This window comes from methanotrophic endosymbiont of Bathymodiolus puteoserpentis (Logatchev), from assembly GCF_900128525.1.
Lineage (GTDB): Bacteria > Pseudomonadota > Gammaproteobacteria > Methylococcales > Methylomonadaceae > Methyloprofundus.
In genome coordinates this window covers 27,020-50,571 of the sequence record NZ_FQTQ01000206.1, presented here as the reverse complement: position 1 = coordinate 50,571, position 23,552 = coordinate 27,020, and the positions used below count along the sequence as shown (strand labels likewise).

The window sequence follows — 23,552 nt, the reverse complement described above, 5'->3', positions numbered from 1 at the left end:
TACCCCTTCATTTCAAGCAGTGATTGCATTCTTAACCACATCAGCTAATTCATGTGCATGTTTTCTTACTATATCTTCATTAACCCCTTCAATCATCACTCGAATTAAAGGCTCCGTTCCTGATGCACGGAGCAATACTCGACCACTATCACCTAGCTCTTTCTCAACAACTTTTACTGCTTTTTGAATGACTTCGTTACTATTTGGATCTACCTTTTGGGTCACTTTTACATTCACTAAAACTTGTGGATACTTACTCATTTCAGATTTTAATGCGTATAAACTTTTACCCGTTCTATGCACTTCTGCCAATACCTGCAATGCAGCAACGACACCATCACCTGTCGTGGTTCTATCCAAACAAATAATATGCCCAGAACCTTCGCCACCCAAGAGACTACCATGCTGCTGCATTAACTCCATTACATAGCGATCACCTACATTAGCGCGCAATAAATCAATTTTAAGTTTTTTTAATGCATGTTCCATACCCAAATTAGTCATTTGAGTACCGACCACAGGCCCCTGTAATTTTCCGGCTACTTTACGTGCTTTAGCAATAATAAAAATTAACTCATCACCATCAACTTCTTCACCTGTATCATCAACCATAATAAGGCGATCACCATCGCCATCTAAGGCAATTCCCAAATCAGCACGATAATTAATGACTGCATTTTTTAATAAATCAGTCTTGGTTGCACCACATTTTTCATTAATATTTAAACCATCAGGTTCAGTGGCGATTTCAATAACTTCCGCACCGACCTCTCTGAATACATGTGGAGCAATATGGTAAGTAGCTCCATTAGCGCAATCAACAACAATACGTAACCCACTAAAATCAATACTTGCCGGAATGCTCGCCTTACAGAATTCGATATAACGCCCCGCAGCATCGCTAATGCGCTGAGCTTTACCTAGCTGTGCCGATTCAACTGTAGTCATTGACTGGTCAAGATAATATTCAATCTTATGCTCTAGTTCATCAGGTAATTTAGTTCCTTCAGTAGAGAAAAACTTAATACCGTTATCGTAATAAGGATTATGTGATGCACTAATAACAATCCCAGCCTGGGCTCGTAGAGTACGAGTTAAATAAGCAATTCCTGGCGTAGGCATTGGCCCTAATAAACGTGTATTTACCCCCGCCGCCGCAAGACCTGCCTCTAAAGCCGATTCAAACATATAACCAGAAATACGCGTATCTTTACCCACTAAAACAAAACCCTGACCTTCACGAGCAAAGACTCTTCCAGCCGCCCAGCCAAGTTTGAGAAAAAAATCGGGCGTAATAGGATATTCGCCTACCGTACCGCGTATACCATCTGTTCCAAAGTATTTTTTTGTCATTGCTTTATTTCCTTTTTCATCTCACAAAAAAGGGAGAATTATATAAATTCTCCCTCCTCCAGCTTAATATACTAGTACAGCGGTCTCGAAATAAGTTATAAAGTTCAGAGACCAGTAATGTTACAAACAGTTATAGCATTTTTATATTTCAAGAGCACTGTACCAGCCGATTTTTGGCTTAATTTTGCTCTGCTGTATTACCAATAGACTTATCAGTACCACCTTTTTTATCAGCAGAGGTATCGATTTTAACACTTTTATTAGGTGGGGTTGGATCATCATCCCACCCTTTAGGGGCTCTTACGGGTTTGCGCGCCATTAAATCACTAATTTGCTCTTTATCAATCGTTTCATACTTCATTAAAGCATCAGCCATTGCATGCAAGATATCTTCATTATCTTTTAATATCTGTTCAGCTCGCGCATAGTTTTTATCAATAATAGAACGAATTTCTTCATCAATAGTGTGTGAAGTTTCATCAGCAACACTCTTATGCTGCGTTACTGAGCGCCCTAAAAAAACCTCGCCTTCTTCTTCGCTATAGGCTAAAGGCCCTAAACGTTGCGATAAGCCCCATTTAGTCACCATATTCCTAGCTAATTCAGTCGCACGTTCAATATCATTAGACGCACCTGTAGAAACCTGTTCCCAACCAAAAATCTGTGTTTCTGCAACACGGCCACCATATAAGCTAGAGATCATGCTATCTAATTTACATTTGCTTGCACTATACTGATCTTTTTCAGGCAAAAACATAGTGACACCTAAAGCACGACCACGCGGCATAATACTCACTTTATAAACAGGATCGTGCTCTGGCACAATCTTGCCTACAATAGCATGACCTGCTTCATGATAAGCGGTCATTTTCTTTTCTTTTTCATCCATAACCATAGAGCGTTTTTCAGCACCCATAATTAATTTATCTTTAGCCCTCTCAAGGTCAATCATACTTACTAAACGTTTATTCATACGTGCTGCATATAAAGCCGCCTCATTAACTAAATTAGCCAAATCAGCCCCTGAAAATCCAGGTGTACCTTGAGCAATATATTTCACTTCAACATCATCAGCCGCTGGCACTTTGCTCATATGGACATTTAAAATACGCTCACGACCTTTAACATCAGGCAAACCAACAGTTACTTGTCGATCAAAACGCCCTGGGCGTAATAAAGCCGCATCCAAAACATCAGGTCGGTTAGTTGCTGCAATAACAATCACACCTTCTGTACCTTCAAAACCATCCATTTCAACTAATAACTGATTTAAGGTTTGTTCACGCTCATCATTACCACCACCTAATCCAGCACCACGCTGACGACCCACCGCATCAATCTCATCAATAAAGATAATGCACGGTGCATGGCGTTTTGCTTGTTCAAACATATCACGCACACGAGATGCGCCAACACCGACAAACATTTCCACAAAATCAGAGCCTGAAATAGTGAAGAAAGGTACTTTAGCTTCACCGGCAATTGCTCTAGCTATCAAAGTCTTACCCGTTCCTGGTGGACCAATCAACAACGCACCACGTGGAATTTTACCACCTAGCTTTTGGTATTTTGCCGGATCTTTTAAAAAATCCACCATCTCTTCAACTTCCTCTTTGGCTTCATCGCAACCAGCCACATCAGCAAAAGTTACCTTGACCTGATCTTCCTCAAGCAACCGCGCTTTGCTTTTGCCAAAGCCCATTGGTCCCCCTTTACCACCGCCACCTTGCATCTGGCGCATAAAGAAAATCCAGACACCAATCAGTAATACCATCGGAAACCATGAAATAAAGATCTGCATCAGCATAGATTCATTTTCCGCTGGGCGTGCCTTAATTTGCACACCATTAGCTAATAAATCATCGACTAAATGGGGGTCGTTAGGGGCATAAGAAGTAAATTGATTACCCCCTTGTAACTTACCTTTAATGCCATTGTGATCGTCTAAAATAACCTCTTGTACTTGTCCTGCTTTTACCGCATCAATAAATTGTGAATAGGAAAGTACTGATATCTGCTGAGTTCCTCGCGTACCAAAATTATTAAATACGGACATCAAAACAACGGCAATGACTACCCATAAAATTACATTCTTAACCATATCGTTCAATTTGTACGCCCTAGCCCTAAAAGGCCTTTAACCTAAAAAACACAGCGATCATATCAGCATTAATAAACCCTGACTTACCACTAACTTTATTTAACCTAAGATCCAACTTTCGATAACTCACTCCACCTTTTGGCCATCTTCTTTTTGATAAAAGGGAAGTTTTTTTACTGCGTGTTACCTTATAAGTCATACTTCATCTAAATACAATAAGGGCTAAGACTTATTTTTTAAAGCCCTTACCTAAAATATACACTTCATTACTACGCGCCCTAGATGCTTTTGGCTTTCTAATCAAAACCTTATCAAATGAAGCGTCAATTTGTTTTTTATATTCCTCAAACCCCACCCCTTGAAAGACTTTCACTAGAAATGAGCCACCTTCAACTAGTATCGCCTGTGCAGTTTCCAATGCCAGTTCACATAGATACATAGAGCTGGGCTGATCCATCGCTTTATTACCACTGATATTCGGTGCCATATCTGATAGCACAACATCTATAGGCGCTCCATCTAAAACATCAGTCAGCTGCTCATAAACTTCATTCTCACGGAAATCACCACAAATAAAATCAACACCTTCAATAGGCTCAATATCTAAAATATCTAAAGCAATCACTTTTTGCTTTTTGCCAATAATTTTACGTACATATTCAGACCAGCCACCAGGAGCTGCACCCAAATCAACTACATTCATATGTGGCAGGATTAACTTATCTTTCTCTAAAACTTCAACTAACTTAAAGGTTGCTCTAGAGCGATAGCCTAGAGCTTTCGCTCTTTTCACATACTCATCATTGACATGCTCTTGCATCCATTGGTTACTGCTTTTACTTCGTGCCATATCTATTTAGTGTAAAATTGTCTTATTTTTATTATATCGAAGGAAATATAGAGTGAATTCTGAAGAATTAAAACTAATGATAGGCAAAGCACATTCCTTACAGCCTGTTATTATGATCGGTCAAGCGGGTTTAACCGACCCAGTATTGAATGAAATTGAACTGGCACTCAACAATCATGAGTTAATTAAAATAAAAGTCCGCGCTGAAAGAGATACGCGTAAACTCATTCAAGAAGCCATAATCGCCGCAACTAATGCGGAACTAATTCAAAGTATAGGTCAGGTTATCGTTATTTACCGAAAAAAACCCGAGGTAGAACCAAAGAAAAAGAAACAAGGCAGTAGACGTAGAGATTATTAAAACTGCACTGTACAAAAATTTCTAACACCAGGTTTTTTATAAATCTCCTGCAACACTATACCCATTGCCAATGTGTATACATCAACAATGGGTATAGGCTATTTAAATATATTGAATAGATACAATCTCATAGTCAACTTCGCCGTTCGGTGTTTTAACCGTAACAACATCTTCAAGCTCTTTACCAATCAGTGCTCTAGCAATAGGCGAAGCTACCGAAATTCGCCCCTTCTTAATATCCGCCTCATCTTGACCAACAATTTGATAAGTCACTTTTTTCTCGGTTTCTAAGTCTTCTATTTCAACCGTTGCACCAAAAATCACTTTACCTTGTGCATCAATTTTTGTCACATCAATAATTTGTGCATTTGCTAGCTTACCTTCAATTTCGTTTATTCGACCTTCAGCAAAACTTTGTTGCTCCCGCGCTGCATGATACTCAGCATTTTCCTTTAAGTCACCATGCTCTCTTGCTGTGGCAATTGCTTCAACAATTCGCGGCCGAGTAACCGTTTTTAATTCCTCTAATTCAGCTTTTAATTTTTCTGCGCCAACAACAGTAAGAGGTACTTTATCCATTTAAAACTCCAACAAACTTAATAATCAATATTCATTTAAAAAGAAAGGCTGACAAATGCCAGCCTTTCCATAAATAAATTAAAATTCAAATTGAATTTTAATTTAAAGTACGATGCAGTTCCTGCAAACAATTGACATCTCCAGCACCCAGCTCGCCTAATGCATAGCAAGCTGCTTTTGCACCCGCCATGGTCGTATAATAAGTAACCCGATGCTGCAAAGCCTCTCTACGCATAGTAAAGGAATCAGAAATTGCTTTAATGCCTTCAGTGGTATTAATAATCAACTGAATCTGGTCATTTTTAATCATATCCACGGTATTAGGCCGTCCTTCATTAACCTTGCAGACCTTCTCACATTCAATGCCTGCTGCCTGAATAACCTTCGCCGTGCCACGTGTAGCAACAATTTGATAATTTTTTGCAATCAACATTTTTGCTACCTCAACCACTTTAGGCTTATCTGCCTCGCGAATACTAATTAGCACTTTACCACTATGACTAAGGTCCACGCCAGCAGCGCGCTGTGATTTAGCAAAAGCTTCACCAAAGGTTTTACCCACACCCATGACTTCGCCCGTTGATTTCATTTCCGGCCCTAATAAAGGATCTACACTTGGAAACTTAACAAAAGGAAATACCGCTTCTTTTACCGAAAAGTAATTAGGAATGCGTTCTTCTGTTATTCCCTGTTCTTTTAATGAAATACCTGCCATACAAAGTGCTGCAATTTTAGCCAATGGATAACCTGTTGCTTTAGACACAAAAGGTGCAGTACGCGAAGCACGTGGATTAACTTCTAATACATAAATATTTTCACCTTGAATCGCAAACTGGGTATTCATCAAGCCTCGCACACCTAATGCCTCAGCCATTTGCTTTACTTGCACGCGTAATTGATCTTGGAAATGTACCGGTAAATCATACGGCGGCAAAGAACAAGCCGAGTCGCCAGAATGTACACCCGCTTGCTCAACATGCTGCATTAAGCCACCGATCAATAAGGTTTCACCATCATAAATCGCATCCACATCCATTTCAATCGCATCATCTAAAAAGCGATCTAAAAGCACTGGTGATTCATTGGAAACGCTAATCGCCTCTTTCATATAGCGCTGCAAGGACTCTTCGTTATAAACAATTTCCATGCCGCGGCCACCAAGAACATATGATGGACGCACCACTAAAGGAAAACCTAACTCTTTTGCAGCACTAAGCGCTTGCTCTGTCGAAGATGCTGTGCCATTCGGTGGCTGTTTTAAATTTAATTTTTCAATTAATTGCTGAAAACGTTCTCTATCCTCAGCCAAATCAATGGCATCAGGTGAAGTACCAATAATCGGCGCACCAGCAGCCTCTAAATCACGCGCTAATTTAAGTGGGGTTTGCCCACCATATTGCACAATCACACCTTTAGGATTCTCTAAATCTATGATTTCCATCACATCTTCAAAGGTTAAAGACTCAAAATATAAACGATCAGAGGTATCAAAATCAGTCGAAACGGTTTCTGGGTTACAGTTCACCATAATAGTTTCGTAACCGGCTTCACGCAAAGCTAAAGCGGCATGCACACAACAGTAATCAAATTCAATCCCTTGACCAATACGATTTGGGCCACCGCCTAAAATAATAATTTTTTCTTTATCTGAAACACGCGCTTCGCATTCACGTTCATAAGTTGAATACAGATAAGCCGTATCCGATGAAAATTCAGCAGCACAAGAATCAATACGCTTATACACAGGACGAATAGCCTGCTTATGACGTAACTTTCGCACATCACGCTCTTTAGTGCCTAGTAACTTAGCCAAACGCGCATCAGAAAAACCTTTTTGCTTTAAGCGGAATAATTGTCCCTCTTCTAAAGTTGCCAAAGTTTTTGTTACCAATGACTGCTCTGTTAACACCAAATCTTCTATTTGCGCTAAAAACCATGGATCAATTTTACTCGCCTCATGCACATCATCAAATGCCATACCACTGCGGAAAGCATCTGCCACATACCATAAACGATCCGGTCCTGGGTGACGCATCTCTCGCTGCATTTTTTCTTCCGCACCAGACTCAGTAAAATCAATGATTTCATCCAAGCCATCAACACCGACTTCAAGACCACGCAAAGCTTTCTGCAAAGACTCTTGAAAAGTACGGCCAATCGCCATCACTTCGCCCACGGATTTCATTTGCGTTGTTAAACGATCATCCGCTTGCGGAAATTTCTCAAAAGTAAAACGGGGTACTTTAGTGACCACATAATCAATCGTCGGCTCGAATGAAGCGGGTGTTGCTCCACCAGTAATTTCATTTTGTAATTCATCCAAGGTATAACCAACAGCCAATTTTGCCGCGACTTTAGCAATCGGAAATCCCGTTGCTTTAGAGGCTAATGCCGATGAACGCGATACGCGCGGATTCATCTCAATGACAACCATACGGCCATCAGCTGGATTAATTGCCACTTGTACATTAGACCCTCCCGTATCAACACCGATTTCACGCAGCACCGCTAAAGAAACATTACGTAAAATCTGATATTCTTTATCCGTTAAAGTCTGCGCTGGAGCAACGGTAATAGAGTCTCCTGTATGCACACCCATCGGGTCAAAATTTTCAATAGAGCAGATAATAATACAATTATCTTTAGTATCACGCACCACTTCCATTTCATATTCTTTCCAACCGAGAACTGATTCTTCAATCAATAACTCATTAGTTGGTGATAAATATAATCCGCGCTCACAAATATCAATAAACTCTTCTTTATTATAGGCAATACCACCACCACTACCGCCCATCGTGAATGAGGGGCGCACAACGGTCGGATAACCTACTTCGGCTTGCGCAGCAAACGCCTCTTCCATGCTATGCGCCGTTTTAGATTTGGCAACTTCAAAACCAAGCCTAGCCATCGCATCATTAAATAACTGACGATCTTCAGCCATATTAATGGCTTCCTTAGTCGCGCCAATCATTTCCACGCCGTATTTTTCCAATATGCCGTGCTCATCTAAATCTAAAGCACAATTTAATGCGGTTTGCCCACCCATCGTTGGTAATACAGCATCAGGGCGCTCTTTTTCAATGATTTTTTCAACCGTCTGCCAATCAATTGGCTCGATATATATGGCATCTGCCATATCGGGGTCAGTCATAATCGTTGCTGGGTTTGAATTTACCAAAATAACTCGGTAACCTTCTTCACGCAACGCTTTACAGGCCTGAGTACCTGAATAATCAAATTCACAAGCCTGACCAATAACAATCGGGCCAGCGCCCAATAATAATATGGATTTTATGTCGGTTCTTTTTGGCATATCTGTTAACTCTATATTTATTAGTTAGCTTGATTCATCATGACTATAAAATCATCAAATAAAGACTCTACATCATGCGGGCCTGGGCTAGCTTCTGGGTGACCTTGAAAACCCATCGCGGGAATATCAGTACGTACAACTCCTTGCAAACTACCATCAAATAAAGAATGGAAAGTTGCTTGTAAATTATCTGGTAAGGTTTTTTCATCTACAGCGAAACCATGATTTTGACTACTAATCATCACCCGCCCCGTTGATTTTTGCTGCACTGGATGGTTAGCGCCATGATGCCCAACAACCATTTTTTCAGTTTTAGCACCACACGCTAAAGCCAGTATTTGATGCCCTAAGCAAATACCAAAAACAGGGATTTTTTGCTCCAAAATGGCTTTAACTGCTTCAATTGCATAGGTACAAGGCTCTGGATCCCCCGGGCCATTTGACAAAAACACACCATCTGGGTTCATTGCTAATACATCAACCGCTGGTGTTGTAGCAGGCACAACAGTCACGCGACAACCACGATTGACCAATAAACGTAAGATATTACGTTTTACACCAAAATCATAGGCGACAACATGTTTAGTCAGGTTTTCAGCTTGTGTATACCCTGCATCTAAATCCCAAGTATTTTCCGTCCACTCATAAGCTTCAGAAACAGTGACTTCTTTCGCCAAATCCATCCCTTTCAAACCAGAAAATGCATTTATCGCTGCCTTTGCCACAACTTCATCACAAACATCGCCGGCGATAATACAACCACGTTGCGCACCTTTCTCACGTAATAATCGCGTCAACTGACGTGTATCAATCTCAGCAATCGCGACCACATTATTATCTTGCAAATAATCCGACAAGCCTTTTTCTGAGCGCCAGTTACTAGCGACAATAGGTAAATCACGAATCACCAAGCCACTAGCAAAAACACCCGTTGATTCATTGTCTTCATTATTTGTCCCAACATTGCCAATATGTGGATAAGTTAAGGTTACAATTTGTTTTGCATAAGATGGATCACTTAGGATTTCTTGATACCCAGTTAATGATGTATTAAACACCACTTCTCCAGCAGAACAGCCTTCTGCGCCTACCGATATCCCATGAAATACCGTCCCATCTTCTAACATTAATAGTGCAGGTTTGTTCAAAATAAGCCACCTTAAATGTACAAAACGGGAAGCACCTTACAGCCTTCCCGTTATAGAATAAATTATGTCTGATCACATCAGATACCCGGAAAACCGGATAATCGTTATGATTTTACTGAATTATCAGTGTGCGGTCATTAAGATTTTTATATTTTCTGATTATAGTGCGTTATTCCACTCAAAGGTTTCCCACCTAACTTTTATGCGCTCGTTTTCTATTTTGAATAAACTGAGTCAAACGAGCCTCAGCATCAGCATCTAAATCTAGAAACCCCAACCCAATTTGACACTGATCTTGTGCGAGTTTTCTCGAATAAACGACACCACAACGCACATTAATTAACTCATCGCACCCTAACGCATCAGAAAACCTCAAATAAACCTGCACCTCTACTGGACGCCCCTGCCTAACAAAAATACCTTGCGGCGTTATTCGATCTCGATCATCTGTACTACAATACAAACCAATCCCTTGATTAGATATATCTAAAGTTACCCCATGTATCCGCTCACCTAAATCATTCTCGATTTCTACCGACAAACACTCAGTAACGCGAACACATATCCTTCTATTTGAACTCATACTTTCACCCAAGCTTTAGGTGAGTGTAGTTTATTGCTTACCCAGATAAACAGTAAAGCAGCAAACAACCCAGCTACTCATAAAATTCAGCGCTATTATCCATAGTTCCGGTATCACTATACAACATCGGACTACCGGCATTTAGCTGCCGAGCATCAATTACCTCACAAATAACCAACTGATGATCTCCAGCGGCAACCTCATGTCTGACCTTACAATCAAAATAAGCCAAGCTTTCTTGTAGCACAGGCGCTCCTGTTACTGTGGCCGTCCAAGTACCCTGCGCCATTTTATCTTCAAGCCCTGAGCGCCCAAAATGTTCAGCTAATAACATTTGCTGCTGACTTAAAACATTAACACTACAAACGCCCCCTTTTTTCAACAATCGGTATGAGTGATGTTCAGGATTAATACTAATAGCCAATAATACCGGCGCAAACGAAACCTGCATTACCCAAGCCGCAGTAAAAGCATTTGTTTCCGAACCATCCACTACGCCGACAACATAAACACCCTGACTCAACATCTGCTGCAATAACTCATTCACCTTGTGCATTATCCTGCCACCAAATCAATACGCATGGACAAATCGACCGCCGTTACATTTTTAGTCAAAGCACCAATAGAAATATAATCCACACCGGTTTCTGCAATTTCACGAATATTGGCCAAAGAAATATTACCTGAAGCCTCTAAAGCAACAGTTCCTGCAACTTTTTTTACTGCCTCTAATAATTGCAGCACAGAAAAATTATCTAACATAATTCGATCCGGCCGAGCATCTAACGCTTGCTGTAACTCATCCATGTTTTCTACTTCCACCTCCACCCATTTATCGCTAATTTGCCTTGCTTTAGCAACTGCTTTAGCGATAGATCCCGCGGCCATAATATGATTTTCTTTAATCAAAACAGCGTCATATAAACCCATTCTGTGATTATGGCAGCCACCACAAACAACTGCGTATTTTTGCGCATTACGTAAGCCTGGAATAGTTTTTCGTGTATCTAAAACCTTACACCCAGTACCAGCAACCGCATTGGCATATTGACGCGCATAAGTTGCCGTTGCCGCCAAAGTTTGTAACAAATTCAGTGCCGTACGCTCCCCTGTTAATAAAGGTCGGGCTAAACCACGCAAAGTACATAAAAGCATACCCGCTTCAACCCACTGCCCCTCTGCAACCAGCCATTCAATTTCTATATCTGCATTTAATTCTTTAAAAACAGCATTAAACCAATCCTGGCCACAACAAACCATTGGCTCACGTGTAATAAGTTTTGCGCTTGCCTGCATAGTTTCAGAAATAATGGCGACAGTAATATCACCACTACCAATATCCTCATCCAGAAAAGGTTTAACATTTATAGGGGCTGTATAATTCATGTACTATTCCAGAATAAAGAATGAAAACTAAGAAACCAAGAAATAAGCATAAACTAAGAATTAGCCAGCCTATTTTCAGTAAAAACAAGAAGTGATTTGCTCTAAAAGCAATCAAGGTAAATCATCATAACACCAACAAAACCACTAAAAATCTACGCCTAAACAATACATACCTAGGAATCGTTTCAGTATGGCCACTTACCTTGATTAAGGTTAAATTAAATACAAACCTTTATTTCAATGCTTCTAAACGATCAGCAACAGCACTAGATAACTGAGCATCGTAATGACGCTTTAAAGTTGAATCTGTCGGCCTATCCACCATATTAGCAGCAATTTCAACACACAACTGCTGAGTAAAGTGACGTCTTAACGCAGAATCTTCAGGAATTTTTTTGCTAGCATCTTCCTTATTAGCCATCAAATTTTGCATATAATGACGTCTTAGCGTTGAATCTTGTGGCACCACACTAACAGCGACACAGTTTTCCTCAGTTTCATTAGTAACCACCGCCTCAGTAACTGGCTCGACGCTTTCTACTTCTGGCGTAACTTCAGTGGTCTCTGCCGCGACCTCTTTGTGCTCTACCGCAGATTCTTCTGGCTGACTCGTCGTTTCTGATGCACCTTTACCTGCATAAAGCCATATAAAAACAAAAGCTACTACAATTATTCCCAATTCAATCATCGTTTATTCTCTCACCAATTATTTTAGTTTAATACACCAACAGACTATCAAGTCTTACTAGAAATACAAACGCACACAAACCAATACCAATAAAACTAACAATATGATCGTGTAACAAGCCTATAACTCTGTGTACACATTATTTCATAGAAAGTAGCCCTTGATAATAGATATATTTTTATACCTAACGCACTCCCCTCCCCATAATAAAAAACAGAAGATGCGATAGTTCAGACCGTAGTTTTATTTTCAAGAAGTCCAACACAAAAAATAAAGTAATACCTTGGCATTACCTCTTTAAAAATAAGCAAAGAATAAAAAACGCTAAAAATTAGTTTACAATTAGAAATATATAGCACTTAACAGCAAATTATCAGACATTATTAAATAATGGCAAATACTGCTAATCCAACAACAAAATCTCTACCAGACTTAGCATGCACATTAAAAATCACTTACTAACACCGGCACAACAAATAGCTTCGCCAAACTGCGACCAACGCACCGATCCAGCTGATATTTCATTAATTGTCATTCATTGCATTAGCTTACCCGAGGGACAGTTTAATACACCTTATATTGATCAACTCTTCACCAACCAGCTTAGTGCTGAGGGGCACTCTAGTTTTCCTGATATTTGTCATTTAGAAGTTTCTAGTCACATACTGATTAAACGCAACGGCGCAATCACGCAATACGTCCCCTTTAATCAACGCGCATGGCATGCAGGAGACTCATGCTATAAAGGGCGCAAGAAATGTAATGATTTTTCTATTGGCATTGAACTAGAAGGGACAGTGAACACAAGCTATACCAAGGTACAATATCAGCAACTTGCCACGCTGATTCAGTGCCTAATACATACCTATCCTAAGCTGTGCTTAGAAAATATCACAGGACACAGTGACATTGCACCACTGCGTAAAACTGATCCGGGAATTTTTTTCGACTGGGTTAAGCTTTACCAGCTTATTAGGCTCGAACTTAATGCACCTAATAAATAAAATATAGGCTAAAGTCCACTTTATTAAATATACTTACCAAGTATCACTCAACCTTTTTAAAGTAACACGCCAGCCCCCCCCTAACGGGTACAAGGCTTGCCATATCCATAGGTATTGATTCCGTACTACTTAAAAATAAATAACCGCCCGGCTCAAGCGCATTGACCAAGCGATGCAAAATCTCCCTTTTTACTTCGTCCGAAAAGTAAATCAAAACATTACGACAAAAAATAATATCAAAACGCCCCATATCAGAAAATGATTGCAACAAATTTAATTGCTGAAACCGAACTCGTCGCGCTATTTCTGGTTTTAACTGATACCCTGCCTCTACTTTTTGAAAATAAAGCGCATTAACCTTACTATCTAGCCCTCGATTAATTGCCATATCAGAATAAACTGCAGTACGCGCTACATTTAAAATAGCCTCGGAAATATCAGTACCTACTATCTGTACATTGAGAGGTTCACTATAAGAGTGCGTCATTTCTTCGACGCACATACTCATTGAATATGGCTCCTGCCCAGAAGAACAAGCCGCTGACCAAATTTTTACCGCGCCTCGCATGTTCAAAAAAAACTCCGGTAGAACCTCTTTTTTTAAAGCTAAAAATTGTGAGTCATCTCGAAACCAAAAAGTTTCATTCGTGGTCATAGCATCAATCACTTTAGACTTTAAGCGATTAGAAAATACAGTATGAGCTTCCAAGTGCGATACCAACTCAGCATAAGAAGCCAAGTTAAATTCACGCAAAACACTCGACAAACGATTTTTCACCAAGTATTGCTTATTTTCACCCACCTCAATACCGCACGAACGACTAAGAAAGCTCCGAAAATTATGATACTCCTGCAAGCTAATATCCATATCTACCCACCCACCCTTCGCTCACTTTAGCCAACAGTGTCACTAAAGTGCTGCTCTACTATATTGGCACCTGCCTTCAGCTCAATAACTCCGATACTTTTAGCCATTTTTATTTTTTGTCAACATAATGAAAGTTAATTTCTCTTTTTGCAGATAATAAATCTATTATAAACTAACCGTCCTCTTTATGTGAATGCGCTGAATATAAAGAGTATCTATACTTTAGGCTTCTAAAGTAGAACCACTTCAATATAGGGATGTTATAAGAATCAATAATAAGGCATAAAAAAATCCCCTCAAGTGAGATGATTTTAATTCTGGTCGAGTACATTAAACGGTGGGTTAACGTTTAACGTATTGGCAGCTTGATATCTTTACAGGGCTGCTTATTTATGTACTCGTTGCGATGAGCATAGTCCAGATAATGTGAAAATAAAAAGTGATGATATCGATGAATTCCCCTTATAAAGCTATCCAATAGTCAAAATAACGGAGGCTCATAAAGAAAATGGTAATCTTGTGGTATCCATTCTAGGTGCCGAAGACGATAAATTTATTAACGGAATGATGAGAATGCCTAATGAAGAAACGGGCGAAGTGTTGCGTAAATTCACTGATATCCGTTAATTTATTGTGTAGATAATGGTAGACTGTTGCACTGAGCGAGTGCTTACATAAACAGAGTAAGACGAGACGCGCTTGGGCTTGAGTTATTAATTGGCTTCAATATTTTATAGGCTAAATTTTCTTTTAAAATGACAATAAATAAACAGGTAGAAAATTTATTTGGCTCAGAGGCTGAAAAGTATTTTGCTAACAAGCAAACAGGCGGTCACTCCAACCAGAAAGGATCTCGCTATGAAGATTTTTTCTCTGTTATGCAATTAGCTCAATTGTTTCAATTATTGACCAATGATGACGACAAGCAAGATATTGAGATTTTGGCTCAAGCTGAAGCTTTTGTTGATGATTTACTTATAAAATATAGAAAACATAATAGCCAACATCACTTCCAGTTAAAAACCTCACCTACAGTGAGCTGGCAGCAATTCTCAATTTAGGATTCAGTGATAAAATAAATCCAATTCCTTACGGATAACCCAACGATTGAGCGTAGCATGATCAACATTAACCCCTCTTTCTTCCATGATCTCTTCAAGGTCGCGATATGAAACGCCGTACCTGACATAAAAGAAAACCGCATAAAGAATAACGTCTTTGGGGAAGTGTGTCCCTTTAAAGCTGATCATGATTTTATTTTATGCACATTGGGAAATAAGGGGGGATTATATCAGAATTTACCCATAAATGCGACAGAAATCCCACAATTAGCCTATGCTTGCGACAGAACCACTTTGCTGATAAATATCTCACTATCTAAGGGGACAAAACCCTGTTCACAGCTATAACCTAAAGTTAAAACTTGCTGCCCCATGACGGACCGACCTAAAGTATGATCAAAATGACTAGAGACGCCAGCCATCTTTTTCCCATGCCTTATTTTAATGGAATCATCCAAAACAAAGGCTTTTGTTGATTGAGAGGGCATTTGCTTAATCGTTTTCACCGCAGTTTGAAGGTTCAACTTCCGCCAATTTAAGTCCTCTCGATTCAGTGTTGAGTATAGTGCATCTTTTTCAGCCGTTGTGAAATAGTGTAAGGATTCACGAGCAAACATGCCAATGGTGCCTTTTTTCAACCAAACCCAAAGAGTTAAGACGTAAACCAGTTCAGTAATAGGCGTTCCAGATCGTTTGTTAAACCCCGCTTTGCTTAGTAAGGCATTCATTCCCATTGATTTCCATAAATCGGCGAATAGGTTGTCCACCAAACAGTCACTGCTTTGAAGCAAATCTGCGGTTAGGGCTGGTAGCCCAGGAATTTTTGTGGCAGTATTCATACTAAGACCTCTTTTTTGGTTAATATTGGTTGGTGGTACAGGCAATATTATACCATTATTGAGGTCTTTTTTGTTTTAGTTTCAATAGGTTGCGGTTGTATTTTTGGTTTTTTTGAACCCCGAAACTTTAGTAATTATAATTCAAAATAAATGTGTTATAATTTTAAGTTACGCTGAGTAGTTACATTTTTTTAAATAAAAATCCTATAACAATGCTTACTAATACTACTAACACCAATATCTATCAAAAGCATACTATTTTAGTATTACCTTTTTTTTGTATATTACTCCTCACCCCTATTCCATCATTTTCTGAAGGGTATTTCTTAGGATTAGGGGACCTCACAGGAAAATTTCCTAATCCTAAGGGTGGTGTTTCATCAATGGCTTGGGCTGTGAGCGGGGATGGCAACGTTGTAGTCGGAACTAGTAACAATGAAGGCTTTATTTGGACGTCGGGAGGTGGCATGGTAGGTTTAAATAAAGTTTATGAGTTGCATCATTATAATTCTTAAATTGAACTTGCCTAAATTAATTTGTGCTCATTCCTAAGTGGTCAATTACTTTTTGTTTAATTGGTTTTGTCCAAGAGCGGAAGGTATAATATTGCAAAATATGTCTATACTCGTTTCTTTCACAAAGAACCTGCTGCCCCATAAAATGTAATTTTGAGTTGACCCCAAATTTATCACACAGGGTGTTATATGTATTAAATAGACTAATAAAAGGGGCGATAAATTTAGTTAATATTTCCTTTGGGATTTCAAAAAAAACTATTTTATTTGCTCTTTTTTTATAAATAGAAATAGACTTTCCAGATATTTTTTTATTATTTGTAATATCCAAGTCCTCTAGAGTTATAAGCATTGAGTTTGTTCCATTTATACCTGTCACGGCGATAAATAAATATAAAAAACAATTTCTATAATCCTTAGTTGATTTGAAAAATGATGTAATTTCGTTCTCAGTTAATGTGGGATTTCCTTTTAGAATTGATAAGGCATTACTGTGTTTGTTCTCTTCATGCTTAATACGTTGCGCTATGTATCTTGTAGATTCAACGACACAAAATTCTGAGGGTGGCTCAATAATAGATTCAATCTTTTTACCATGATCAAGATGATCTGAAATAATTTGAACATCATCTGGATAAAGATAAGACAAAAAAAGGTTGAGGTTTTGTAAGTAATGAATATCAGTTCTATTTCCATTCTCTGAGCTACTGGATCGGTTGATAGTATTGCTTTTGGTTTTTGAAGCAATTTTTTGAAAAATTTTAGTTATTACCTTGTAGCTTTCAATTTCAATTAGATCTAGATTGTGTTCAGCTAAATATCTTATCATCCAGTTTCCCGAGCTAATGTAGTTTCTTATCCTTGATTCTGATAATTCTTGATTTTGTTCTAATAATATAAAAAATAAAAGTTCGCGAGCAATCCATTCAAGAGCAATTTTTGATTCATTGTTTTTATATGACTTTGGCTCGCTTAGTTTCCCAAGAGAACGGTAATCTCTACCACCGTTAATTTGAATTAAGAATGGGTTAAATACATCAGGTAATTCACAAGGTACTCCTTCTTGCCATATTATTTCTGTATACATTTATATTATTCCTTTTAGTAAATCATTAATGAACTCAGTATTTGCAATTGAAATGGGAGAGTCATTTAAATCAGACTTGTAATGATTTAAATATGATTGAGTAGTTTTAATATCAGAATGCCCCATCAATTCTTTTAACCTTTCTAGTAGATCATTAATTTCAGGGCCTGACATATTTGCTCGATAATGATTCTTAAAGAAATTCATAGCAAATGACGCTCTAGTGAAATGAAATCTAAAATCACCTTTATAACCAAGTAAATGCATGGCTGGTTTCAAGTGTTGGCTAGTAAAATGAGATACACAATTGCCTGCCTCTGTCAGGGGGTAGATGTAGTCTTTAATTAAGTGGATATTAAATTTTGACCAGTAGACGTGAGCACCATGTTGATTTATAAACACATGTTGATCGCTTTTATCATTAAAAATTAAGCCCTTTTTCTCGGCTGTTTTTACGTGTTTTTTTCTAACTTCTGAGGATAAGTATCTGACAAGATATTTAATAGCAATATGGGGGAAATATATTCGAAGTGTCTTGTCATGTTTAGTTTGAATACCTGTTTGTATGTACCCTGCATTTAAAAATGGAGTTGGTGGGACACCTGAGGCCATTTGTTTTTTAAGAATTTCTACATGTTTTTCACGTAAAGTACCAATAGTTCCGAGACGAGCTCCTGTCAGTAAGCAGACTAATGTGAGATATTTAAACCAAGGGGTCGCTATATTTGTTAAAGCCGTAACTAATATTTTCTGTTCAGCATCATTGAGTGGCCTTAGCGGTTCGCCATCTTGAATATAACCTAAAGATAGGGGCGTGTTATTTTTTGCTTTTTTTATGCCTTGAACTGGTCTTGAGATTTGTTTATTTACTTTTCCCCGAAGAGTGTTATTAAATTGAACATTAACTGTTTCTTCACGCCACAGCTCGGCTTTAGGGTCAATTAATTCAATTTTTTGAAGGTATTTAAAAAAAGATGTTGAAGTTGATTGGTGAAGTCGAGCAGTGGCTGTACTCATTTCCCCATCAATAATTTCTTTTCTCAAGTGTTGCCAATATTTGAATGCTGGTCGCTGGCGCTCAATAGGAAATTTGAAATTTAAATAGTTAAACTCATCTCGCTTGCGATAAAAAAAATTTAGCATATGTGCTAATTGGCGAGCATGTGGCTTAATTGTTGAAGTGGTGGCGGTTTCTTTGGCAGGCGCATCACGGGTATAACTCTTGTATAAAAAATCACATGCAACTAGGAATGGAAGTGATGTTTCTTTTGATACAATTAAGGGGAAATGAATAGCTTCGTCAATACCTCTTATATGATAGTTTGAGATATTTCTAAAATGGGTGGGTTTGTCTGCAAAAGAAGAGTCGATCTTTGCTTCTTTTAAACTGTCATCATCTGAAAGAGTAAAGTATGAATGGTTAGTGTCTTTGTCATCTGAGTCATAGACCCCAACTTAAGTAAAGAAAAGTTGGGGTACAATTTCCACAGAAACTTCACTAGGTATTGTTCCGTCACGGGATAGCATGTAGGTCTCTTAAGGCTAAAATTATTAACAACTATATGTAGGTAAACTACCAGTTTAGCTACATACCCATACATTAGCGTACTAGTAATACATGCTAATGCTGTGATAATAATTCAGCTTTTTAGAGACTCATAATATTTTAATAGAGTCAGTTAGATCTCGATGGAGATCGAAATACAATCACGCTGTCAACATTATATAACTACAGCGCAGTTGTCAACATTTTAAATCAACCGACAGCCGCACCAAGTTTGAAAATAGGTAAGTACATAGCAACGATCAAGCCCCCAACTAAAGTACCTAAAATAACCATGATAAACGGCTCCATTAAGCTACTTAGATTGTCTACGAGGTTGTCAACTTCTTCTTCATAAAAATCAGCCACTTTGTCTAGCATTTTATCGATAGAGCCTGATTCCTCTCCAATTGCTAGCATTTGTACCACCATATGCGGGAACAATTTGGTTTGCAGCATTGAATATTGCATGTTCTGACCTGTAGAGACATCTTCGCGCATTTGCATAACTGCATTGTAATACACGATATTACCTGTAGCACCCGCAACAGATTCTAATGCATCAACTAAAGGAACACCTGCAGCAGACATGGTTGACAATGTTCTAGCAAAGCGGGCAATAGCTGATTTATGTAAAATCATGCCAACGACAGGCAGCTTTAGCATAGTGCGGTCTAGGAAATGATTAAAAGCTTTAGAGCGCTTTTTAAAATAACCAAAAGTATAAACGGCAGCAACAACAGCACCAATAACATAGTACCAATTGGCAACCATCCAATCTGACATCCCCATAACCCATAAAGTGAAACCGGGTAGTTCTGCGCCAAAGCTGTCAAATAACTCTTTAAAGACTGGGACAACAAAGATCAGTAAAATAGCAGTAACAATAAAAGCGATAACGACAACGGCAATCGGATAGGTTAGGGCTTTTTTTACTTTTGCTTTAATGGATTCAGATTTTTCTTTATAAGTCGCAATTTTGTCTAGTAAGCCTTCTAATACTCCAGCTTGCTCTCCGGCTTCAACAAGGTTACAAAATAGTTCATCAAAATAAATAGGCCGTTTACCTAAGGCCTGAGCTAATGTATCCCCGCCTTCAATATCAGCTTTAATCGCCAGTAGCATTTCAGCCATAGCGGGATTTTCATTGCCTTTACCAACAATATCAAAAGATTGTACCAAAGGAACACCTGACTCAAGCATGGTGGCAAGTTGTCGAGCAAAGATAGAAATATCTTTACTGGTGATTTTTGCTTTGGCTTTAGAAAATAATGGTTTGGGCTTTTTTCTAACAGAAATAACTCGTATACTTTGCTTGCGTAATTCAGCGCGCGCTACAGTATCACTAAAAGCAGCTATTTCACCACTAATAACTTTGCCGTTTTTGTCTTTGCCTTTCCAGGTGAAATCTATTTGTTCTTTATCTTCAGCCATAATTATTCTCTTGTTACGCGGTCAATTTCTTCTAAAGTAGTGATGCCTTGTATTATTTTTAATAAGCCTGAGCGTCTCAAGTCATTTACGCCATCGGCTTGCGCTTGTTCACCTAGTTGCATTGCGTTACAACCCTCTAAAATACGTGCTCGCATTGCATCAGTAATCGGCATAACTTGATAAATACCGACTCGACCTTTATAGCCATCATTACACTTATCACAGCCTACGGCTTTAAAAACAGTGAATGTACCTATCTCTTCTTTTTTAAACCCAGCATCTAATAATATTGCTTCCGGATATTCAGAGTCTATTTTACAGTGCGGGCATAAGCGCCTAGCTAATCGTTGCGCCATAATTAGGAGTACTGAGGAGACGATATTAAATGCTGGAATCCCCATTTGTAGTAAACGATTCAATGTTTGTGGGGCATCGTTGGTATGTAATGTGGATAATACTAGATGGCCGGTTTGTGCAGCTTTTACAGCAATTTCTGCGGTTTCAAGATCACGAATTTCTCCGACCATGATGATGTCAGGATCTTGACGCAAAAAAGCTCTTAATGCAACAGCAAAAGTCAGCCCTGCTTTGATATTCATATTGACTTGGTTGATACCTTCTACCGTAATTTCGACAGGATCTTCCGCAGTAGAAATGTTGCGTTCTATGGTATTAAGAATATTGAGTCCAGTGTACAGTGATACTGTTTTACCACTACCGGTAGGGCCTGTTACTAGAATCATGCCATAGGGTTTTTGAATGGCATCAAGGAACAGTTTTTGTTGTACGGGTTCAAATCCGAGCTTTTCAATACCTAACTGAGCACTGGTTGGGTCTAAAATACGTAATACTACTTTTTCGCCAAATAAAGTCGGACAAGTATTGACACGAAAGTCAATGGCTTTATTGCGAGAAAGTGTCACCTAAATCCTGCACGCATTATACCCAACAAACCAGAAAAATCCTTATTAAACAATGATATAATATCATATTCCTGATTTTACTATCTCATTGTTTTAATGAAGTCCTCAAAAGCATCAAAAACCTCATCACGTGTCCGAAATCATACACGCTCAGTCAAAATTTCATCCACTGCACACGGATTGACGAGCCAGGCCGGACTTATCCCAGTCGTAAAGTATTTAGACAGAATAGGGTTTGAAACAACGGTAAAGCAAAAGGTCGCACACCCCCGGGGTGATAATGCAGACTATCATTTATCTGATGCGATTCTATTAACTCTGGTTGGAATGATAGGTGGAGCAACATCAATGTCAAAAGTGACTACGGTATGGGCGGATCGTGTACTACGGCAAGTAGTAGATACCATCTCTCCAAATCAATCACAAGGGCTAATTTAAGTCACTTGTGGTTGATAGGTTTGTTGGTGTTTTAGAACACCAAAACAAATCTGTACTAATTTTCGCATTGCTGCCCCTAAAGCAGACATTTTGCTTTTTCCTCTTGCCGTTAAACGCTCGTATTGAGCATTAATATCAGGGTTATGCTGTATTGCTACTACCGCCGCCATATAAAGCTTCGCACGAATGATAGGGTTGCCTGCTTTAGATAGCCTTGGTCTCCCCCTTATGCTACTTCCTGATTCATGTTCTACTGGAACTAGTCCTAAATAAGCAGAACATTGGCTAGCACTTTTAAAGTCTCGACTTCCTATAACCATTAGTATTCGAGTGGCAATTACCTTACCAACACCAGGAATACTCTTAAGCAGCTCTTTATTTTTTTTGAGTTCTTCATGTTTGTTGATATGATCTTCAATCAGTTTATCAAGTCGTTTTTGCTCAGTTTCAAGAAGCTCAATCATTTGTGTTATTGAATTAAGTACTTCTTGAGGTGCTTTACTAATAACAGCTTTTTCTTGACGATTCTTTTCTCGTTGCAAGTCCTTTTCAATGCCATCAAAGCGAGCAATTAAAGCCTTCAAAGTACGTATTTCTACGGGCTCTGGCTGCCAAGCCTTAGGACTTTCTTTCAATCCATATCGCGCTAATATAGCACTATCTTTTTTATCATTTTTTGTTCTTACTCCTAGGCCTTGGCTATAAAACTTCACTTGTGCAGGGTTAACGACAGACACCATTGCTCCTGCGTTATGAAGCTGAATTGCCAGTTGTTCGTGATAAACTCCTGTTGCCTCCATAATAAAATGTAGCTGCGTGATTTCCAAAGAAGTGCTTTTTAATGACCATTCAATTAATTCATTACAGCCAGCCTTAGTATTGGGAAGTACTTTAAATTTTAGTTTTCCTTCCTCTCTAAGCCATGCACAGTCTATTTTAGCTTTACTAACATCAATACCTATTGTATTCATTTCTTGTATACTCCCCTTGTTCATTCAGTCTCATTCCATGCTGGAAGGACTTGGATACCATTCAGTATTAAGAATATAGTGCATGGGTTTTATCTACGTCACAGACTTTCATCTAAGGATGGGTACAAACTCTGATCATGCACTTTGATATAATGCTAGCTAAGCAATATATCATGGTTTGGAAAGATACAAGGCTGGGTTAGCTTATCAAGCGAAGCGCAGATAACGTAACCCAGCCTACGTCATTTCTGATTATTCACAGGTAATCGCTTATAGAGTACCGTCATTCCCGAGGTCTTTTTATCGGGAATCTATGCTCAACAATAGATTCCTGCTAACAGCATGCAGGAATAACGAACTGAAAAAACTATCTGTACTCTTTAATAATGAGAAGTTACCAGCCTACAGTGTAATCCATTGATTATTAAACAATAAAACCTTAACTTAATGGCAGTAAAACAGGAGCCTAGGAACAAGCGTTGTAATCCAGTCTAGTTTTAATGA

The 23,552-nt window shown here is 38.8% G+C and carries 21 protein-coding genes and 2 pseudogenes; 5 read left to right on the top strand and 18 right to left on the bottom strand.

What is annotated here, in order from left to right; translation table 11 throughout:
* Positions 1 to 12: 12 nt before the first annotated feature.
* The 3 genes from glmM to rlmE all read right to left on the bottom strand — a co-directional run bounded on the left by glmM (position 13) and on the right by rlmE (position 4,304).
* Positions 13 to 1,353 carry a phosphoglucosamine mutase gene (gene glmM, locus BQ7314_RS15220; protein ID WP_174484541.1) on the bottom strand — a complete coding sequence of 447 codons (1,341 nt, stop codon included), beginning with the start codon at positions 1,351 to 1,353 and terminating at the stop codon, positions 13 to 15.
* A gap of 178 nt (positions 1,354 to 1,531) precedes the next feature.
* Positions 1,532 to 3,454 carry an ATP-dependent zinc metalloprotease FtsH gene (ftsH, locus tag BQ7314_RS15215; RefSeq protein WP_174484540.1) on the bottom strand — a complete coding sequence of 641 codons (1,923 nt, stop codon included), beginning with the start codon at positions 3,452 to 3,454 and terminating at the stop codon, positions 1,532 to 1,534.
* A gap of 229 nt (positions 3,455 to 3,683) precedes the next feature.
* Entirely contained in the window at positions 3,684 to 4,304 is a 621-nt protein-coding gene (gene rlmE, locus BQ7314_RS15210; RefSeq protein WP_174484539.1) for a 23S rRNA (uridine(2552)-2'-O)-methyltransferase RlmE, read from the bottom strand.
* Between the two features lie 52 nt (positions 4,305 to 4,356).
* Between rlmE and yhbY the strand changes: the two genes are divergently transcribed.
* Positions 4,357 to 4,665: a ribosome assembly RNA-binding protein YhbY gene (yhbY, locus tag BQ7314_RS15205; RefSeq protein WP_174484538.1), complete on the top strand. Its 309-nt coding sequence runs from the start codon at positions 4,357 to 4,359 to the stop codon at positions 4,663 to 4,665.
* Between the two features lie 102 nt (positions 4,666 to 4,767).
* Here yhbY and greA read toward each other — a convergent pair whose 3' ends face one another.
* From greA to BQ7314_RS15170, 7 genes are all read right to left on the bottom strand, one after another.
* On the bottom strand, positions 4,768 to 5,244 hold the full coding sequence (gene greA / locus BQ7314_RS15200) for a transcription elongation factor GreA (RefSeq protein WP_174484537.1): 477 nt from the start codon (positions 5,242 to 5,244) through the stop codon (positions 4,768 to 4,770).
* Positions 5,245 to 5,341: 97 nt separating this feature from the next.
* A complete protein-coding gene (gene carB, locus BQ7314_RS15195) occupies positions 5,342 to 8,560 on the bottom strand; it encodes a carbamoyl-phosphate synthase large subunit (RefSeq protein WP_174484536.1) in 3,219 nt (1,072 codons plus the stop codon).
* Between the two features lie 20 nt (positions 8,561 to 8,580).
* Entirely contained in the window at positions 8,581 to 9,708 is a 1,128-nt protein-coding gene (gene carA / locus BQ7314_RS15190; protein WP_174484535.1) for a glutamine-hydrolyzing carbamoyl-phosphate synthase small subunit, read from the bottom strand.
* Positions 9,709 to 9,901: 193 nt separating this feature from the next.
* Positions 9,902 to 10,291: a PilZ domain-containing protein gene (locus BQ7314_RS15185; protein WP_174484534.1), complete on the bottom strand. Its 390-nt coding sequence runs from the start codon at positions 10,289 to 10,291 to the stop codon at positions 9,902 to 9,904.
* A gap of 73 nt (positions 10,292 to 10,364) precedes the next feature.
* A complete protein-coding gene (locus BQ7314_RS15180) occupies positions 10,365 to 10,847 on the bottom strand; it encodes a flavin reductase family protein (protein WP_174484533.1) in 483 nt (160 codons plus the stop codon).
* The gene (gene nadC, locus BQ7314_RS15175) at positions 10,847 to 11,677 is read right to left on the bottom strand and encodes a carboxylating nicotinate-nucleotide diphosphorylase (protein WP_174484532.1); all 831 of its coding nucleotides are present in this window, start codon (positions 11,675 to 11,677) and stop codon (positions 10,847 to 10,849) included. The genes BQ7314_RS15180 and nadC overlap by 1 nt, the downstream gene beginning before the upstream one ends.
* A 232-nt stretch (positions 11,678 to 11,909) precedes the next feature.
* The gene (locus tag BQ7314_RS15170; RefSeq protein WP_174484531.1) at positions 11,910 to 12,365 is read right to left on the bottom strand and encodes a hypothetical protein; all 456 of its coding nucleotides are present in this window, start codon (positions 12,363 to 12,365) and stop codon (positions 11,910 to 11,912) included.
* A gap of 437 nt (positions 12,366 to 12,802) precedes the next feature.
* Here BQ7314_RS15170 and ampD point away from each other — a divergent pair, with 437 nt between their 5' ends.
* On the top strand, positions 12,803 to 13,369 hold the full coding sequence (gene ampD, locus BQ7314_RS15165) for a 1,6-anhydro-N-acetylmuramyl-L-alanine amidase AmpD (RefSeq protein ID WP_174484530.1): 567 nt from the start codon (positions 12,803 to 12,805) through the stop codon (positions 13,367 to 13,369).
* 43 nt (positions 13,370 to 13,412) lie between these two features.
* On the opposite strand, the gene BQ7314_RS15160 is transcribed toward ampD, so the two are convergent.
* Positions 13,413 to 14,237 carry a CheR family methyltransferase gene (locus BQ7314_RS15160; RefSeq protein ID WP_174484529.1) on the bottom strand — a complete coding sequence of 275 codons (825 nt, stop codon included), beginning with the start codon at positions 14,235 to 14,237 and terminating at the stop codon, positions 13,413 to 13,415.
* A gap of 755 nt (positions 14,238 to 14,992) precedes the next feature.
* On the opposite strand from BQ7314_RS15160, the gene BQ7314_RS15155 reads away from it, so the two are divergent.
* A complete protein-coding gene (locus BQ7314_RS15155) occupies positions 14,993 to 15,298 on the top strand; it encodes a hypothetical protein (RefSeq protein WP_174484528.1) in 306 nt (101 codons plus the stop codon).
* Positions 15,299 to 15,328: 30 nt separating this feature from the next.
* Here BQ7314_RS15155 and BQ7314_RS15150 read toward each other — a convergent pair.
* Both BQ7314_RS15150 and BQ7314_RS15145 read right to left on the bottom strand, forming a co-directional pair.
* Positions 15,329 to 15,487: pseudogene (locus tag BQ7314_RS15150) on the bottom strand (IS6 family transposase); the annotation flags it as partial.
* Positions 15,488 to 15,570: 83 nt separating this feature from the next.
* Positions 15,571 to 16,137, bottom strand: coding sequence for a transposase (locus tag BQ7314_RS15145; protein WP_174484527.1), 567 nt, complete (start codon positions 16,135 to 16,137; stop codon positions 15,571 to 15,573).
* Positions 16,138 to 16,349: 212 nt separating this feature from the next.
* On the opposite strand from BQ7314_RS15145, the gene BQ7314_RS15140 reads away from it, so the two are divergent.
* Positions 16,350 to 16,652: a hypothetical protein gene (locus tag BQ7314_RS15140; RefSeq protein ID WP_174484526.1), complete on the top strand. Its 303-nt coding sequence runs from the start codon at positions 16,350 to 16,352 to the stop codon at positions 16,650 to 16,652.
* A gap of 16 nt (positions 16,653 to 16,668) precedes the next feature.
* Here the strand turns inward: BQ7314_RS15140 and BQ7314_RS15135 are convergent, their stop codons facing one another.
* From BQ7314_RS15135 to BQ7314_RS15120, 4 genes and pseudogenes are all read right to left on the bottom strand, one after another.
* The gene (locus tag BQ7314_RS15135; protein WP_174484525.1) at positions 16,669 to 17,739 is read right to left on the bottom strand and encodes a hypothetical protein; all 1,071 of its coding nucleotides are present in this window, start codon (positions 17,737 to 17,739) and stop codon (positions 16,669 to 16,671) included.
* Positions 17,740 to 18,882, bottom strand: coding sequence for a site-specific integrase (locus BQ7314_RS15130; RefSeq protein ID WP_174484524.1), 1,143 nt, complete (start codon positions 18,880 to 18,882; stop codon positions 17,740 to 17,742).
* A gap of 613 nt (positions 18,883 to 19,495) precedes the next feature.
* A complete protein-coding gene (locus BQ7314_RS15125) occupies positions 19,496 to 20,716 on the bottom strand; it encodes a type II secretion system F family protein (protein WP_174484523.1) in 1,221 nt (406 codons plus the stop codon).
* Positions 20,717 to 20,718: 2 nt separating this feature from the next.
* Positions 20,719 to 21,633 (bottom strand): annotated as a pseudogene (locus tag BQ7314_RS15120) (ATPase, T2SS/T4P/T4SS family); the annotation flags it as partial.
* 102 nt (positions 21,634 to 21,735) lie between these two features.
* On the opposite strand from BQ7314_RS15120, the gene BQ7314_RS15115 reads away from it, so the two are divergent.
* Positions 21,736 to 22,077 (top strand): hypothetical protein, encoded by a 342-nt coding sequence (locus BQ7314_RS15115; protein ID WP_174484522.1) that lies wholly within the window; start codon positions 21,736 to 21,738, stop codon positions 22,075 to 22,077.
* Here the strand turns inward: BQ7314_RS15115 and BQ7314_RS15110 are convergent.
* Entirely contained in the window at positions 22,074 to 23,048 is a 975-nt protein-coding gene (locus BQ7314_RS15110) for a transposase (protein ID WP_174484521.1), read from the bottom strand. The genes BQ7314_RS15115 and BQ7314_RS15110 overlap by 4 nt on opposite strands.
* Between the last annotated feature and the right edge of the window lie 504 nt (positions 23,049 to 23,552).